The sequence below is a fragment of the Thalassospira lucentensis MCCC 1A00383 = DSM 14000 genome (assembly GCF_000421265.1).
In the GTDB taxonomy this organism is placed as follows: domain Bacteria; phylum Pseudomonadota; class Alphaproteobacteria; order Rhodospirillales; family Thalassospiraceae; genus Thalassospira; species Thalassospira lucentensis.
Genome location: NZ_ATWN01000002.1, coordinates 292,372 through 308,852, shown reverse-complemented (window position 1 = coordinate 308,852; position 16,481 = coordinate 292,372). Strand labels below are relative to the sequence as shown.

Here is a 16,481-nt window from a genome sequence, read left to right as displayed (position 1 = left end):
CGTCGGACCACGGACAAAGCAACAGGAAAATTTCATGCGTAACGCCGAACTGATTGCCGAGGCTGGAAAGATTGTTGATGTCGCAGGCAAGGACGCACCACTGACGGTGCGCGGCCTGACGGTATCCTATGGCAACAAACCGGCTGTATTTTCGGTTGATGCCTCCATCCCCGCCGGATCCATGACCGCCATCATCGGCCCGAATGGGGCGGGTAAATCAACCTTCCTGAAAGGTGCACTTGGTGTGGTGCCGCGCCTGTCGGGTGAAGTGCGCATTTTTGGCAAACCGTTTCACGAGGCGCGCGACCGGGTCGCCTATGTCCCACAGCGCGCCAGTGTTGATTGGGATTTCCCGGCCCGGGTGATTGATGTCGTTCTGATGGGGCTTTATGGATCGGTCGGGTTGTTCCGCCTATGGCGGGCACGCCACCGTGAACAGGCGATGGCCTGTCTTGACCGGGTCGGTATGGCCGATTTCGCCGACCGGCAGATCGGTCAGCTTTCGGGTGGGCAGCAGCAACGCGTGTTTCTGGCCCGTGCATTGGCGCAGAACGCAGAATTTTACTTGCTTGATGAGCCGTTTGCCGGGGTTGATGCCGCAACCGAACGCGCCATTGTCTCGGTTCTTAAAGACCTTAAATCCGAAGGCCGCACGGTTGTCTGTGTGCATCATGATCTTTCAACCGTGCCGGAATATTTTGACCGCGTGTTGCTGATCAATGTCCGGCGCATCGCCGAAGGCCCGGTAGAGACGACCTTTACCGCCGAGAACCTTCAGGAAACCTATGGCGGGCGTCTTGCCGCCACCCATATCGACGAGTTGCGCCTCGCCTGATTGAGGCAGCCTGAGATAAGCACAGCACGGTAACGCAAAGATCGCACCATGAGTTTTCTCGATTATTTCATAAGCGCCCTGTTGTTGCAGGCCGGATATAACAGCGCCCTTGTCGCAGTTGGTGCCGGGTTGCTTGGCCTATCAGCGGGCAGTGCCGGGGCGTTTATTTTCCTGCGCAAACGCGCATTGGTGTCCGATGCGATCAGTCACGCCACCCTGCCCGGTGTTGGCTTGGCCTTCATGATCATGGTGGCATTTGGGTCTGATGGCCGCTGGTTGCCGGGATTGATCATTGGATCGGCGATTTCATCGGCCATCGGATTGATTCTTGTTGAATGGATCACCCGCAAAACCCGTCTGACCGAGGATGCAGCGATTGGAGCGGTGCTGTCGGTGTTTTTCGGGTTTGGCATTGTCCTTTTGACCATTATCCAGACCATGTCGTCTGGTCGTCAGGCCGGACTTGAAAACTTCCTGCTGGGGTCGACGGCCGGCATGTTGATATCCGAGGCGACGACCATTGCGGTTGCCGGGGCCCTTGCCGCTGCATTCGTCTTTTTGCTGCGCCGTCCGATGACGCTTGTGGCGTTTGATCCGGAATATGCCGCGACCACCGGGGTCAATGTGCGCAATATCGACCTTGCCATGATGGGCTTGGCCCTGATTGTTACCGTGATCGGGCTTAAGATCGTCGGATTGATCCTGATTGTTGCGCTTTTGATCATCCCACCAGTCACCGCCCGCTTCTGGACCAATCAGGTCGGCCCGATGATCGGCATTTCAGCCCTGGTTGGCGGGATATCGGGCTACATCGGTGCGGTTCTGTCCGCCGCCGAGGCATCGATACCGACCGGGCCAATCATTGTGCTCGTGGCGTTTGGCTTTTTCATGATCTCTGCATTATTTTCCCCGTTACGTGGCGCACTGGCATCAGCGTTACGCCATCAACGGTTTCAGCGCCGCGTCCATCGCCGTCAGGGGCTTTTGGCCCTGTCGCGGCGTGAACCGATCTATGACGGATTGACCCTGCGCATCCTGCGCCGGTCCGGCATGATCCGACGCGACGGGGTCGCGACATTGCGCGGACGCACCGCATCGGAAAAGGCGTCGCGCGATGAAGCACGCTGGGCCATGGCGCGCCGTATCCTGCCCGATGATTCAGCGATTGAACGCTATGACGGGCTGACCCCGATTGAACGAATGATGACATCCGACCAGATTGCCGAGATCGACCGCATGCTTGCCGAGAAGCAAGGAGCATCCGCATGATCGACAATCTGATGACCGCCCTTGGGGCCGAGTTTGTCCAACTGAGTTTAACACCGATCCTGATTGGTATTCTGGCCGCTGTTGCTTGCGCGTTGCCGGGGAATTTCCTGTTGCTGCGTCGTCAGGCCCTGATCGGGGATGCGATTAGCCATGTTGTCCTGCCGGGTATCGTTGCGGCATTTCTTGTCACCGGCACGATCACGGCGGTGCCGATGATGCTCGGTGCCGGGGCGGCCGCGATTGTCGCCGTTGTCATGATCGAGATTGTCAAACGTCTGGGTCGGGTTGAACCCGGGGCGGCCATGGGATTGGTGTTTACCACCTTGTTTGCCGCCGGTGTGCTGTTCCTAGAAATAACCGATACCAGCTCGGTGCATATTGATGTGCAGCATGCGCTTTTGGGTAATCTTGAAAGCCTGATATGGTTTGATGCAGAAGGCTGGCAATCGCTTGTTGATCCAGCCGCCTTGGCGACCCTGCCACCGCAATTGCCGCGTCTGGCGCTTGTTCTGGTCGGGATCGGGTTGTTTATTGTTCTGTTCTGGAAAGAACTTAAAATTTCCACCTTTGACGCCGCCTTTGCCGGGGCGATTGGTATTCGCACCGGTGTTCTCGGCTTTGCGCTGGTGGTGGCCACCGCGATTGCCGCCGTGGCGGCCTTTGACGCGGTCGGGTCGATCATTGTGATTGCTATGTTTGTCTGCCCACCGGCAAGTGCGCGGTTGATGACCAACCAGTTGGGCCGACAGGTCGGCTGGTCGGTGGTCTTTGCGACGATTTCGGCCATTCTGGGCTATGTCTTTGCCGGATATGGACCGGGATGGTTCGGGTCCCCCTATGCGGTCAGTGCGGCGGGCATGATTGCCACGATTTCCGGAATCATCATGCTGTTGGCCTGCCTGTTTGGACCGCAACGCAAGCGGGTCGGCCAGCAGGCAGAAGCCTAAGGTAATTTTCTCCTCGCCCAACCAAAGCCCATCGCACATACTCATACGATGCAAATTGTTCGGGTTTTCAATCACCTTGTGATGATGATGTGCATGCTGATGTCTGTCACGACATTGGCACAGGCACAAACGGATGGCACGCCCGAGCCCGCCATTACAAAGATCAAAAACGACCTGAAATCATATGGCGATATCGATCTTTATGTTTTCAAAGACCGTGCGGCGTTTCTAGCCATCATGGATGACACCCTTGGTCTGGACAATATCGCCAGTCCGGAAAAGGCATTTGCCAAACTGCCCCGATCGCCCTTTACCATCACCGGACGAAAGAGTGGCAAGCAAATACCGTCCTGCCAGATTTTCGTACCCGCCAATATCGCACCACAAAGTGGCAACGAGATTTTCGCCCAGTTGATGCGCGGATGGTTTGGACAATCTTTGACCTATCAAAGCAGTGCCGAGCAAACGTTTGAGTGGCTGATCCATCATGAAGCGCGTCACTGTATGCCGGAACATTTCGGGGACGGAGATGCCAAAAGCCATGCCGATGAAGTTGCTGCCGATATTTTCGCGTTTAACGCCTTATCCAAAACGATCAAAAACCCAAACGGACTTGCTGCCGATATCATCGCCTTTCGCATGATCACGGCGGCCATGTTTGCCGATGCCAGCCATATGACCGGCCTTTCAGTCAAATACGGGCTTACGGCCATGGACCCGCAAGAGACGCTGACGGCAGATCAGGAAATCGTGGCGTTCAGGTCGGTACGGAAACTGGTTTTTGCCCGCGCACGGGCTCTGGCAACCGGGGTTAATCCGACAAATCGCGAACTGACACGCGCGGTAACCGAACTGCGCGAAGAAATAGACCAGGGTGGACTTACCCCCCCATCGCCTTTGGTTTCGGAAATCCTGATGGATATCGATGATGCGATTGCACATCTCGCACCAAAGCTTCATCAGTCGGTTGCCACCCGTTAATCGTTAATCATCCGCGACCGGCCTTGCGCCAGAACGTCATGGCCAGACATTGATCACGCGTTAATCCGATGTCCTTACGCCAGAAATTGTGGATCGGTTTATAGTCATCCTGTTCGACCCCGGCCCAGCAATAGACGCTGTGTGCGTCCTTCGGGATGGAGATGACACGCACAGCATCCTGAATGAGACTGTGTTCGACATCATCACCACAGTCGCGTAACAGCCAGCGGACTTCAATCGCACTGTCGGTGGCGATGTCGATGATGTCATCCTTGCTACCGACCTCGATCACGGCATGGCCTTTGACGTGGGGCGGCATGGCATTAAGGTAGCGCCCGATTGCCGGAAGGGCAGTTTCATCCCCGGCGAACAACATCCAGTCCGCATCAGGCAATTCGTTGCCAAGCGGCCCGGTCATGGCGACCAGATCGCCTGTGCAAGCATGTATGGCAAAGGATGATCCCGGCCCATTATCGCCATGCACGACAAAATCAACATCCATCCAGCCCGCCGCGGCATCAATATCGCGGATGGTATAGATGCGCTGTTCGATGGTGTCTTCGCCATGAGGCCAGACCGGCATGCCGTTATCGGCAAGCGTTGGCCATTTTGGGGCCACCTGCCCGCGCGGCGGGATCAAAAGACGAATATGGATGCTGTCGGTGTCATAGGCGGCAAGATCCGCCCCATGCAGCCTGATCCGGCGCATATGGGGCGACAGGTCGGTCATTTTGCCAACAGTAAGTTCGCGGAAATTGGGCAGCTTGCCGTTGCTTTTTCCGGCCCCCTTCCAGCGGCAATCAAGGTTTGCCTCAGGCAAGGCCCCCTGAAGCAGCGAAATGATCGCTGATTTCATCTGGATAACGCCGACGTCGCTGGTTGCGCCGACCTCGATATCCAAACCAGCATCGTTGCAGGCAAGGTGAACATGGCCGATGGATACCGAAACCCTGATGGCGTTCGCATCACCCTGCACATCGCAGTCATGGCTTTTGTAATAGTCTGATGCACGCGCGATGATCGCAGCACTGTCAGGAAGGGTTATGCGGGTTTTGGCGGTTAAAACAGGTGATGGCATGGGGCTCTCGGCAGGATGCAGGTGTATTGATGAATATCAGTGTTATTGAGAATAACACTGATATTCATTCTTAAAAAAATTTCTCATGAAATAGCAACTGCCATGTTAGACATTTAGACAAATTCATAGACCCACGCTGGCGCGCATGTGTATCGCCTGGCAAGCTCCTGAAAGTATAAAGACCCGACCATGATCGATAAAATCCGCCGTCTCAAACCGTCTGAATTCACATTGGCCGTTGAATGGGCTGCCAAAGAAGGCTGGAATCCCGGCCATGCTGACGCCGAGGTATTTTTCAATACTGATCCTGAAGGCTTCTGGGGCGCGTTCGATAAAAAGGGGATGGCAGCGGTGATATCCGCCGTGCAGTACAGTTCCGATTTCGGGTTTGTCGGATTTTATATCTGCCGCGAAGACCGCCGTGGATCGGGCCTTGGATACAAGTTGTGGCAAACGGTTTTAAAAGACAACGCGCTTAAAACCATCGGTCTTGATGGCGTAATCGATCAACAAGACAATTATCGCAAATCCGGTTTTGAATTTGCCCACCGCAATGTCCGATATGGCGGGGTCGTGAAGGCCCAAAGTCCGGAAAATGACGATCTGTTTGATCTGTTGAATGATGATATCGCCGTCATCAATGCGTTTGAGCAAACCTGCAAGCTGTTTGCCGAAAGCCGGATTGAATTCCTGCGCGGCTGGATCGGCACTGAAAACCACACGGCGATTGCGCTAAAGGGCCCGATGGGATTGCGCGGATACGGCGTTATTCGCCCCTGTGAAGAGGGTCACAAGATCGGTCCGCTTTTTGCCCCAACCCCCAAAGATGCCAAGGTACTATTTGATGCCCTTTTGGCACGTCGCGCCAATCAGGATGGCAAAGTATTTCTTGATGTGCCTGAACCTAATGAGGCGGCAACTGAGCTTGCCAGCAGCCACGGCATGCAACCTGAATTTGAGACGGCACGGATGTATAAAGGCACAGTACCCGCACTGGACCTTGATATGACCTTTGGCATTTCATCGTTTGAATTAGGGTAATTATCCTTACGATGGGGTTGAGGCTTGGCTAAAAGTCTGGCAACAAACATTTAACGCCAAACGTATAGATCGACCTAACCCAATGCCATAGCTTTACAGGCAGTTTGTAGAGTTCCCGGGTCGATCACGGTTACTGGCGTGAAAAGTTGTCAGATTTTTTATGGAAAAAGGACGCCACAGCCCCCAACTCTTTGAAAGGGGGACTAATCGACATTCAGGCCACAATCATAAACCTATGAAGACTTTTCGCCCTACATCTGTGACGCGACGCACCGCCCCCTCATCCGGGGCACGGATTTATCTACTGCGTTTGATCAGGTGATACAAAAACAGTCATAACGCTGGACACCAGAAACCGATATGGATATTGCGACACTCATTGGGATCCTTGCCGGATCGGGCGTTATTGTTGGCGCTATTTTGATCGGTGGTAATCTTGGTGCCTTTGTTGATGTGCCGTCTATCATGGTTGTGTTTGGCGGCACGGCGGCGGCAACCCTGATCAAGTTTCCGATGCGCGATGTGATCAAGTCACTCAAGATCGGCATCGGCATCGCCTTTAAAAACCCCAAGGAAGACCCGCTTTCGATCTATGAGAAAGCCATCGAACTTGCCGGTCTTGTACGTAAAAACGGGTTGCTTGGCCTTGAAACCGCAGAAGTCGACAACGAGATCATGGCGCGTGGCATTCGCATGTGTGTGGATGGCCACAGCGGCGAAGTGATCCGAAGCTCGATCTCAAGCGAAGTTGAAAAATCCATTCAAAATGATGAGCTCGGGGAACTGATGTTCCGCGGGATTGGCGATACCGCGCCAGCATTTGGCATGATCGGCACACTGGTTGGTCTGGTGCAGATGCTGGCCAACCTGTCTGATCCTGATGCGATTGGTCCGGCGATGGCCATTGCCATGCTGACAACATTCTATGGTGCAGTACTTGCCAACCTGATTGCCCTTCCGATTGCTGACAAGCTGGCGCTTAAGGTGGATCGTCTGAAAAACACCAAACAATTGATCATTGAGTCTGTCGTTCAAATTCAGGGCAGCCAGAGCCCGATGGTGATGAAGGAAATTCTGGGTCCCTATTTACCCGGTGGCGTCCCCAAAGATGCAGAAGGCGACGGGGAATAATCATGGCACCTTCTTTCATCCGGAACATGGTGTAAGGCCATGGCAAAGAAACCCGCAGCAGGCGCCCCCGCATGGATGGCGACATTCGCCGATTTGATGTCGTTGCTGCTTGTTTTGTTTGTGCTGTTGCTGACCTTTGCGGAGATGGATGTCATCCGTTACAAGCAAATCGCAGGGTCGATCAAAGGTGCCTTTGGTTTTTCCAAGGAAGATCAGCTTGCCGGTGTAATTGAAATGGACGGGTCGATTGTTGGTAAGGCCTTAAAGGCGCCAACACCTGACACCCCACGGGTTGTTGCAGAAATTCCAAAGGCCGAAACGCCGAAAGTCGAAATCGACCAAACCGACAGCAAAGAAGAAAAAGCCGAGGCGCTTGAAGAAACACTCAGTACCGTTCTTGAAAACATGGGGCTGAGCGATCAAGTCGGGCTGGAACGCATTGATGGCGATGTGATCGTCAGCTTTCCAAATGAGCTGGCCTTTCCGTCGGGTTCTTCGGGCATGACAGAAGAATTCGCCGCCGTCCTGAACCGCGTCACGCCCGTGATCAATCAGACTGACGGTGAAGTTCATATTGCAGGTCACACCGATAATATTCCGGTTTCGTCTTCGTCTCCCTATATATCAAACTGGGACCTTTCGGCGGCACGGGCGACGTCTGTTTTGCATCACATGATTGACCAGAACGGCACAGAGCCGTCGCGAATGGTCATTCAGGGATATGGCGACAGCCGTCCGATTGCGACAAATGACACCCCAGAAGGGCGATCACAAAACCGTCGGGTTGCGATCACCATCGAAATGGTCGAAAGCAACAAACCAGATGAGGCGGCAAATGGCAGTGCCGCCCCCACAGGTCAGAATGGAGAAGATGCTGCCCAAAGTGAAAGCTCGACCCAAGACGGCCCAACAACGCCCGAAGAAGCCTCGACAACAAGGCGTCGAACCTTCAGCATTCCGGGGAACCAGTGATCGGTATATTTAACCAACTGCGCAGTGAACCGCGTGGCAGGGACGAAATCCGCGCTGCTTAACGCGTTTGGCAACAATAGGAATTCACGCATCATGACGATGCAAGAAAACAACAATAAAACGATCCTGTATGCCGACTACAGCGAACGCAACATTCGTTCCGCCAAGGAAGCGATTGATCCTCTTGGATTTGGCGACTTCATTCGCTGCGATGACCGTGAAAAGACCGTTGAACTTGTGAGTTCCTTAAAGCCCGACATCGTTCTGGTTGGTCTGTACCTTGATGGCATGCGCGGCATTTCGACCATCCGTTCGATCCGCGAAAGCATCACGGCTACCAACCGCCACGGCAAGGATGTCACCATCCTGCTTGGCGCGCCAAAATTGGACCGACGCGCGATGCGTGAAGCCGTTGATGCCGGTATAGAAGGCATCTTCCGCCAGCCGGTTGATCCGGCACGATTGCGCAAGATCATTACATCCGTGATGAAAAAGCCGCGCCGGTTTGTTCTTCAAAATGATTACTTCGGTCCCGCACGGCCACAGGACTTGGCCAAAGACGACACCGTACCGTCACCCGAAGACGAAAGTGTTTCAGAAACCAAGCAGCGTCGGCACAGCGACAAGGCCCGCGCACCGGCATCTGCGTCCGTCACGATTAAACCAAATGGCCGACGCCGCAGCGATACTGCTGTGAAACCTGAGCCAACATCCCTGCCAGACAGCACGAACAAACAAACCTTTGATGATGGCGAACTTGCCGGAGTTGCCAATCAAGACAAGGAATCTCTTGATGCCCGCAACATCAAAGCGGCAATTGCCGCGCGCGCGCTTTTAAAACCAGATCCTGTGCCCCAAAAGCCAAAGCCGAAATCAAAACCACAGAAGGTCGTGGCGGAAACCACAGAAACCGAAGAAGACACAGTCCCCGTTGCAGCAAGTCCAAAAGAACCCGCCAAAGAAGAACCGATCCCTGCATCCGTTTCAAAAGAGGCAGACGTTTCCGGTGAGCCTGAGAGTGAGGTTGACGCCGAGCCCGAAATTGATGAAGAGGAGCTTGTTGAAATTGATCTGCAAGAGGCCCTGGTCGATCACAAGCTTTGGGTCGATACCGGCGGCAAGGAAGGATCGGTCATGGCAATTGAACATGCCGATTTGCGCGATGCTGATCTTGAAGGCATTGATCTTAGCCGATGCGGCCTGCGCTTTGCGTCTTTCAGAAACGCCAATTGCAAGAATGCGGTTCTTCGACGGTGTGACCTGACCGCGGCTGACTTTGTTGAAAGTAACCTTGAAAGTGCCAATCTTGCCGCCAGCCGTTTATCCGGCGCACGGTTTAACGAGGCGACGCTGCGTAATACCGTGTTTCTGGGGTCCGACTTGTCCAATGCCTGCTTTAAGGGCATGCATCTGATCAATTGTGATCTCAGCGGCACGAACCTTGCCGGGGCGGATTTCAGGGATGCGGATTTAAGCGGTGCCAATGGCTTGTTTGCCGAACAAATTCAGCGCGCGCGCGTCAACACCAACACCCGCCTGCCCCGCAATTTGAAACTGCGCAGTTAATCGCTTAAAGCTCGCAGACCATATGTAAACTTGGAAAAGTAAAGTCGGATGCAAAGGGGGCTTCAAACGTCCCGATGACTTCAAAGCCAAGCTTTTCGTAGAACCTCCGTGCAGACAGGGTTGAATAGCATTCAAACCGGGTTGCCGCATGGGCCACCTTCGCATCATGTACGCAGCGATCAAAGAGCAACTTTCCCAACAACCCCTGACGGGTAAACTCCGGATCAACGGCAAAATGGCGTACATGCACCAATCCCGGCTGCACGGGCTTTTCCGAAGCTCCGGGGCGTACGGCGGTCCATCCACCTGCCGCGATCACGCGTTTGCCTGTTTCCTTCACCAGATAATAGCTGCCCGACGACATTAATTCTGGCTTGGCAAAAGACAGGAATGGCATGGCGCGGGCGAGAACGTCCGGCGGGTAGTCGTCTTTAAGAAGCTCTGAATAAGACCGGGTAAACAATGCACTAATCGCATCTGCATCTGAAAGGGATGCAATTTCCACAATGCGTTCTGCCATTGGTTTTAATCCCTATCTGCGACCAAACATCTTTTCGATGTCATGGAGTTTCAGTTCGACATAGGTCGGGCGGCCATGATTGCACTGCCCGGAATGCGGGGTGGCTTCCATCTGACGCAGCAATGCATTCATTTCATCGGCATTCAGCTTACGCCCCGACCGCACCGAGCCATGACAGGCCATGGTCGCGCAGACATACATCAGCCGGTCTTTAAGCAACATGCCCTGTCCCAGTTCGGCAATTTCATCGGCCATATCACGTACAAGCGATGCCACATCCACCTTGCCCAGCATCGCTGGCACTTCGCGGACCACAATCGCACCGGGACCAAACGGCTCGATCACCAAACCAAGTTCGGCAAATTCGTCGGCCCGGTCGCCAATGCGATCTGCCGATGCCTCGTCAAGTTCGACCACCTCGGGCAGCAACAATCCCTGTCGCTTGACCCCGCTTTCGGCCAGGTCGGCCTTCATCCGTTCATAGACAATGCGTTCATGGGCGGCATGCTGATCGACAATCACCAAACCGTCGCGGGTTTGCGCAATGATATAATTCGCATGCACCTGCCCGCGCGCCGCCCCCAAGGGATGATCGACAAACTTGGTGTCATCGGTCATGTCAACGCGCGCGGATGGTCCCACACCATCATGGCCCCCCGCAAGGGCCGCCGCCGCAGCGGCAAAGCCACCATTTGCATCCGGTGTGCCGCCAAAATCGCGTCCACGATCAAACAACCCGCCATAGCCCGGCGATTGGGCGGCATAGTTGCGTTCTATTGCCGCGTGGCTGGGGGTATTGGCCTGATATTGGCCAATGTTAAAGCCACCGCCGCCAGATGATCGCGCCCCGCCGCCATAGGGCAGACTTGGTCCTTCACCTTCGCGGCGAGCGGCCCCCAGCGCCATATCAGCCACCGTGGTGGATGCCCGGTGACCGGCCCCCGCCAGCGCATGTTTAAGTGCGCCGACAATCAGGCCGCGCACCATGCCCGGATCGCGAAAACGCACTTCGGTCTTGCCCGGATGGACGTTAACGTCAACATCACGTGGAGACAGTTCAAAAAACAGGGCGAGTAACGGATGTCGATCCCGTGCCAGGAAATCCTGATAGGCGCCGCGTACCGCCCCTTGCAACAGCCTGTCCTTGACCGGGCGGCCATTGACGAACAAAAACTGCATCTGCGCATTGCCACGGTTTAAGGTCGGCACCCCGGCATAGCCGGTCAGTTTGATGCCTTCGCGTTCGGCATTGATCTGAAGCGCGTTGTCCTGAAATTCGCGCCCCATCACCGCACCAAGACGTTTAAGTCGCGCATCAAACAAATCACCTTCGCAGGCCGGGTAATTCAGGATCGATTTGTTGTTATCGCCCGACAGGGTAAAGCCGACATCGGGCCGCGCCATCGCCAAACGGTCCATGATTTCACGGGCATACATTTGCTCGGTCCGCGCGGTTTTTAAAAACTTCAGCCGTGCCGGGGTGGCGTAAAACAGATCGCGCACCTCAACCCGCGTACCATGCGGATGTGCGGCGGGTTCAGGCTCTCCCTTGGCCCCGCCTTCAATCAAAAGCGTCCATGCGTTTTCCGCACCGCGCACCCGACTGGTCAGGCGCATTCGCGACACCGATCCGATCGATGGTAACGCTTCACCGCGAAACCCCATAAAACCGATATTGAACAAATCATCATCGGGAAGCTTTGACGTCGCATGGCGTTCAACCGACAAGCTAAGTTCCTCGGGTGTCATGCCCTTACCGTCATCGGTGATCGACAACAATGTCCGACCGCCATCCCGCAGATTGACATCCACCCGCGTCGCCCCGGCATCCAACGCATTTTCCACCAGTTCCTTCAGCGCAGCCGCAGGGCGCTCAACCACCTCACCGGCGGCAATCTGGTTGATCAGGTTCTGGGGCAGGACGCGCAAAGTCATATAGCTGGGTGCTCGTGATGTTGAGGGGTCAGGGCCCTAGAATTTTGATCTTGGTTGCGATGAACCTATCAAAGCACAAAGCGCGGCGAAATCCCTTTCACCGCGCGTTGATCATTTAGATTGTTCTCGCCTTAGAAAGCCAGATCGCCTTCGGGCTTGCCAACCACCGTCACCGTGACATTGTCCGGGTCCATCAGCTCGGCGGCCACCCGATTGACGTCATCAAGCGTGACCGCATCAACAAGGCTGTTACGGCGATCCAGGAAGTCCATGCCAAGGTCTTCTTTTTGCATACCGACCAGCATGCCCGACAGATTGCCAAGGCTGGTAAAGCGCAGCGGGAAGGCGCCAGTCAGATAGGATTTGGCGTTATCGAGTTCTTCCTGTGACACACCGCTGTCCTTCATCTTGGTCCATTCGGTGCTGATCAGTGACAGGCTTTGCCCAATCGCATCATTGCGCGTCGCAACCCCGCCCATCATCATTTCCGCATGATCCAGATCGGCCAAGTAGCTGTAAACGCCATAGGCAAGCCCGCGCTTCTCGCGGACTTCCTCGGTCAGGCGTGACGAGAAGCCACCACCGCCAAGAATGTAATTCATCACATAGGCGGCATAGAAATCCGGATCGGTACGTTTGATGCCCTTTTGTCCCCAGATCGCCTGACTTTGCGGGATGTCTTGCTCCACCACATCCACCGCACCGAATGTCGGTGTGACGTCAGCAATCGCCGGAAGATCGGCATGATCGGGCAAACTGCCAAATGCCTCATCCAGCAACGGGCCCAATTCATCCGCCGTGATATCCCCGGCCACCCCAATGATCAGGTTGTCCTTGGCAAAGCCATGACGGACAAAACCCCGGAAGTCATTGGCGTTAAGCGATGCCACGGTGTCAAAATTTCCTGATACCGGTCGGGCATAGGGATGATCGCCAAAGATCGATTTAAAGAAGGTTCGGCTGGCAATGTCGCGCGGATCATTTTCCGCACTTTTCAAGCCCGAAACGATTTGCGCACGAATGCGTTCAATTGCCTCATCGTCAAAACGCGGTTCGGACAGTGCCAGACGCAACAGATCAATCGCGGTATCGCGTTCACGGCTCAGCGTGACCAACGATCCGGAAAAATCATCCCGCCCCGCATCAAAGGACAGACTGATCGAGCGGTTTTCCATTTCACCGCGGAAGGTCTGGCTGTCCATTTCGCCCGCCCCTTCGTCAATCAGCCCCGACACCATGTTGGCCAAACCAAGCTTACCATCAGCATCGGTTGCAGCCCCAGCACCGGTAAAGGCAATGTCCATGGTCATCAGCGGATTGAGATGATCCTCGATCAACCAGGCCCGAATGCCGCCGTCAGAAACAACTTCTTGTACTTCGACAGCTTTGGCCTGACTTGCCAGACCAAAGGTCGCAAAGGCGGCAACGGTCAGTCCGGCTATGTGTTTTGTAAAATGGTTCATATCAATGTACTCCCCCGCCGGAATCCAGTGGAATAGCGGGACCACTGCCCGATACAGGGCCGCCTTCGGGTGGCATCAACCAGCCGGTGACAGATTGTTTGTCATTAAAGACGTGCTTGGCAGCTTCGTTGACCTGATCAACCGTGACGGCCGAAATCCGATCTGGCCAGCTTTCGACCTGATCGACGGTTAAACCAACCGCAAGCGACTGCCCCAGCACACGCGCGCCAGCAGATAAGGAATCACGGGCAAAAACCGCACTATCCAGAAGCTTCTGCTTGGCCCGATCAAGTTCATCCTTGGTCACGCCATCGGCAATCAGTTTGGCGATCTGTTCATCAACCGCCTTTTCAAGGTCGGCCAACTCGCCATCACCGCGTGGCACGGCATAAAGCCCAAAGCTTGCCAGATCGACAGCCACCGGGTCATAGAACGTCCCGACACTGGAAGCAATCGCCTGATCGACAACCAATGCCTTGAAGAAACGGCTGGTCGTGCCCGATCCAATGATCTCGCTTAAAAGTTCAAGCGGAGCCGCGTCCGCCGCGTTTTCAGAGTTATAAGATGGTGCGAGGTAATAGCGCGACATGGAGGCCTGACCAACGCGCGGATCACGCATGGTGACCTTGCGCGGGGCATGCTGGACCGGTTCCTTGACCCGGTGACGGGTGGAAACGTCGCCGCGCGGAATGACGCCATAGTATTTTTTGGCCATCGGCAGCAATTCATCCATCGTGATGTCGCCTGCCACCACCAGAATGGCGTTATTGGGGGCGTACCATTCGTGGTAGAAATCAAGCGCGTCCTTGGTCGACAGCTGCTCCATTTCATTCATCCAGCCAATGATCGACCGACCATAGGGATGCGCCATATAAAGGGCTGCGCGCATCTGCTCGCCCAGAAGGGCGCCCGGATTGTTATCGATCCGCGACCGGCGTTCTTCGATGATGACATCGCGTTCCGGTAGGACAACATCATCAGACAACTGTAAATTCGCCATCCGGTCGGCTTCCATCTTCATTACCAGATCAAGACGGTCACGTGCGATATTCTGGAAATAGCCGGTGTAGTCCCACGAGGTAAATGCATTGTCATTGCCGCCATTGCGCGCAACGATCTTGGAAAAGTCACCCGGTGCAATGTCATTCGTGCCCTTGAACATCAAGTGTTCAAGAAAATGCGCAATGCCCGAAATCCCGGTCTGTTCGTCAGCGGAGCCAACCTTATACCAGACCATCTGGGTGACGACGGGGGCACGGTGGTTTTCCACCAGCACCACCTGCATACCGTTATCAAGGGTTACGGTTTGCGGATTGAAAACCGCCGCCTGTGACAGATGCGGCATTATAACCATCATCACAGCGGCCAGCATCGACGCCGTCACAGGCGTGCGTGCAAACATTACGGATAGTGTCGGAATTTTCATTATGTCATCCCATTCCATCAGGCATGGTGGTGCAAACTGGTTGCTTTGCGATCCCGGCACTTTTGGGCTCAGGGGTATCGCGACAGGAAGTTCTTAAAAACCGAATATGACAGAACAAGGGCGCGGAAATTCCGCGCCCCTGATGAAATCTCAAAACTGTGGCTTAGTGCGCCCAGATGGCAAGATCGGCTTAGAAGATATCTTCAAGCCAGCCCTTTTGTTTGCGTTCGATCACCGGGGTGTCGCCACCGCTAGCAGCAGAGTCGCCAAGCGCCTGCTGATCGCGGATGCGTTTTGCCTCAGCCGCCGGATCAACCGTGGTGCCATATTCTGGCTTGTCCTGCCAGAAGATCAGGTCATCAACAACGCTGTCGCTTTCCGAAATAAAGATCGAGGTTTCCCGATCCACGGTGTTGCGGATATCAGGCGATGCATATTGCGCCCCCGATTGCGACAGAAGTGCGACCTGTCCCTTGCTGCGCGTGCCATCAGAAATGTCACGTTTAACGCCGTTGGGATCTTCGCCAGTCAAAATGCGACGGGCCTGATCGGTGGTGGTCCCGGTCTGCGGACGTGCTGCACCCGGTTCAGGAACACGCAAGGTAAAATCAGGCGGCAGGCTGAGCGGTGCGCGCGAGACAACCTGAAACTCGTCAGGCGCCTGTTTGTTCAGGCCAAAGGTTTCGCGCGTTGACTCGCAACCGGCAACACCAAGGGCGAGCCCACCCAAAAGCGCAATTTTAAACAGATTGGTCGTCAGTTTCCGGGCCATTCCTGCCTCTTATACACATCGTGACCGGGTGGAATTACACCGGTCTTAAATTATCTAGCTGATTTTTTACCGCCAAAAAGGGAATCGATCAACAGTAGCGCTGCACCAATTGTAATCGAACTGTCGGCAATATTGAAAACCGGCCAGTGATATCCGGCCACATGCAGGTCGATAAAATCGGTTACCGCACCATGACGCAGACGATCCACAAGGTTGCCAATCGCCCCGCCCACAACCAGCGCAAGTGCCAAACGTAGCATACGATCGCGCGTGCGCCACATCCAGATGCAAAAGCCAATCGTGATCGCCGCTGTCGCAGCGATCATCACCCATGGTGCCTGCCCCTGAAACAGGCCAAACGACACACCCGGGTTCCACGCCAGCACAAAGTTCATGAACGGTGTGACTTCAATCACGCGGAACGGGTTGGACAACCCGTCAATCGCAAGCTGCTTGGTCCATTGGTCCAGCGCAAAAACCACCGCAATGACAATCAGACCAAACACAAAGGCGCGACGCTTCATCAATACTCTTTCAAACTTGCC

At 54.9% G+C, this 16,481-nt stretch carries 15 protein-coding genes; 8 read left to right on the top strand and 7 right to left on the bottom strand.

Translation table 11 applies throughout. The features are described 5' to 3' along the window. Window positions 1-34: 34 nt before the first annotated feature. The 4 genes from K355_RS0105535 to K355_RS0105520 all read left to right on the top strand — a co-directional run bounded on the left by K355_RS0105535 (window position 35) and on the right by K355_RS0105520 (window position 4,032). Window positions 35-835: a metal ABC transporter ATP-binding protein gene (locus K355_RS0105535; protein WP_022731120.1), complete on the top strand. Its 801-nt coding sequence runs from the start codon at window positions 35-37 to the stop codon at window positions 833-835. 48 nt (window positions 836-883) lie between these two features. Continuing rightward, window positions 884-2,104 (top strand): metal ABC transporter permease, encoded by a 1,221-nt coding sequence (locus K355_RS0105530; protein WP_022731119.1) that lies wholly within the window; start codon window positions 884-886, stop codon window positions 2,102-2,104. Then, window positions 2,101-3,051, top strand: a complete 951-nt coding sequence (locus tag K355_RS0105525) for a metal ABC transporter permease (protein WP_022731118.1) — start codon at window positions 2,101-2,103, stop codon at window positions 3,049-3,051. Before K355_RS0105530 ends, K355_RS0105525 begins: the two co-directional genes overlap by 4 nt. 93 nt (window positions 3,052-3,144) lie before the next feature. Beyond that, entirely contained in the window at window positions 3,145-4,032 is an 888-nt protein-coding gene (locus tag K355_RS0105520) for a hypothetical protein (RefSeq protein WP_147250358.1), read from the top strand. A 7-nt stretch (window positions 4,033-4,039) separates the two neighbouring features. On the opposite strand, the gene K355_RS0105515 is transcribed toward K355_RS0105520, so the two are convergent. Then, a complete protein-coding gene (locus K355_RS0105515) occupies window positions 4,040-5,110 on the bottom strand; it encodes a siderophore-interacting protein (RefSeq protein WP_022731116.1) in 1,071 nt (356 codons plus the stop codon). A 189-nt stretch (window positions 5,111-5,299) separates the two neighbouring features. On the opposite strand from K355_RS0105515, the gene K355_RS0105510 reads away from it, so the two are divergent. From K355_RS0105510 to K355_RS24990, 4 genes are all read left to right on the top strand, one after another. Next, on the top strand, window positions 5,300-6,151 hold the full coding sequence (locus K355_RS0105510) for a GNAT family N-acetyltransferase (protein ID WP_022731115.1): 852 nt from the start codon (window positions 5,300-5,302) through the stop codon (window positions 6,149-6,151). Window positions 6,152-6,511: 360 nt separating this feature from the next. Then, window positions 6,512-7,282 (top strand): MotA/TolQ/ExbB proton channel family protein, encoded by a 771-nt coding sequence (locus tag K355_RS0105505; RefSeq protein WP_022731114.1) that lies wholly within the window; start codon window positions 6,512-6,514, stop codon window positions 7,280-7,282. Between the two features lie 39 nt (window positions 7,283-7,321). After that, window positions 7,322-8,254 carry an OmpA family protein gene (locus K355_RS0105500; RefSeq protein WP_022731113.1) on the top strand — a complete coding sequence of 311 codons (933 nt, stop codon included), beginning with the start codon at window positions 7,322-7,324 and terminating at the stop codon, window positions 8,252-8,254. Between the two features lie 93 nt (window positions 8,255-8,347). Continuing rightward, window positions 8,348-9,820: a pentapeptide repeat-containing protein gene (locus K355_RS24990; RefSeq protein WP_022731112.1), complete on the top strand. Its 1,473-nt coding sequence runs from the start codon at window positions 8,348-8,350 to the stop codon at window positions 9,818-9,820. Between the two features lie 4 nt (window positions 9,821-9,824). On the opposite strand, the gene K355_RS23170 is transcribed toward K355_RS24990, so the two are convergent. The 6 genes from K355_RS23170 to lspA all read right to left on the bottom strand — a co-directional run bounded on the left by K355_RS23170 (window position 9,825) and on the right by lspA (window position 16,460). Further along, on the bottom strand, window positions 9,825-10,340 hold the full coding sequence (locus K355_RS23170) for a GNAT family N-acetyltransferase (RefSeq protein ID WP_022731111.1): 516 nt from the start codon (window positions 10,338-10,340) through the stop codon (window positions 9,825-9,827). Between the two features lie 12 nt (window positions 10,341-10,352). After that, the gene (gene mutL, locus K355_RS0105485; protein ID WP_022731110.1) at window positions 10,353-12,275 is read right to left on the bottom strand and encodes a DNA mismatch repair endonuclease MutL; all 1,923 of its coding nucleotides are present in this window, start codon (window positions 12,273-12,275) and stop codon (window positions 10,353-10,355) included. 131 nt (window positions 12,276-12,406) lie between these two features. Continuing rightward, the gene (locus K355_RS0105480; RefSeq protein ID WP_022731109.1) at window positions 12,407-13,738 is read right to left on the bottom strand and encodes a M16 family metallopeptidase; all 1,332 of its coding nucleotides are present in this window, start codon (window positions 13,736-13,738) and stop codon (window positions 12,407-12,409) included. A gap of 1 nt (window position 13,739) precedes the next feature. Then, window positions 13,740-15,164, bottom strand: a complete 1,425-nt coding sequence (locus K355_RS0105475) for a M16 family metallopeptidase (protein ID WP_028791358.1) — start codon at window positions 15,162-15,164, stop codon at window positions 13,740-13,742. Window positions 15,165-15,354: 190 nt separating this feature from the next. Beyond that, window positions 15,355-15,936: a DUF3035 domain-containing protein gene (locus K355_RS0105470; protein WP_022731107.1), complete on the bottom strand. Its 582-nt coding sequence runs from the start codon at window positions 15,934-15,936 to the stop codon at window positions 15,355-15,357. 50 nt (window positions 15,937-15,986) lie between these two features. Beyond that, on the bottom strand, window positions 15,987-16,460 hold the full coding sequence (lspA, locus tag K355_RS0105465) for a signal peptidase II (RefSeq protein WP_022731106.1): 474 nt from the start codon (window positions 16,458-16,460) through the stop codon (window positions 15,987-15,989). Between the last annotated feature and the right edge of the window lie 21 nt (window positions 16,461-16,481).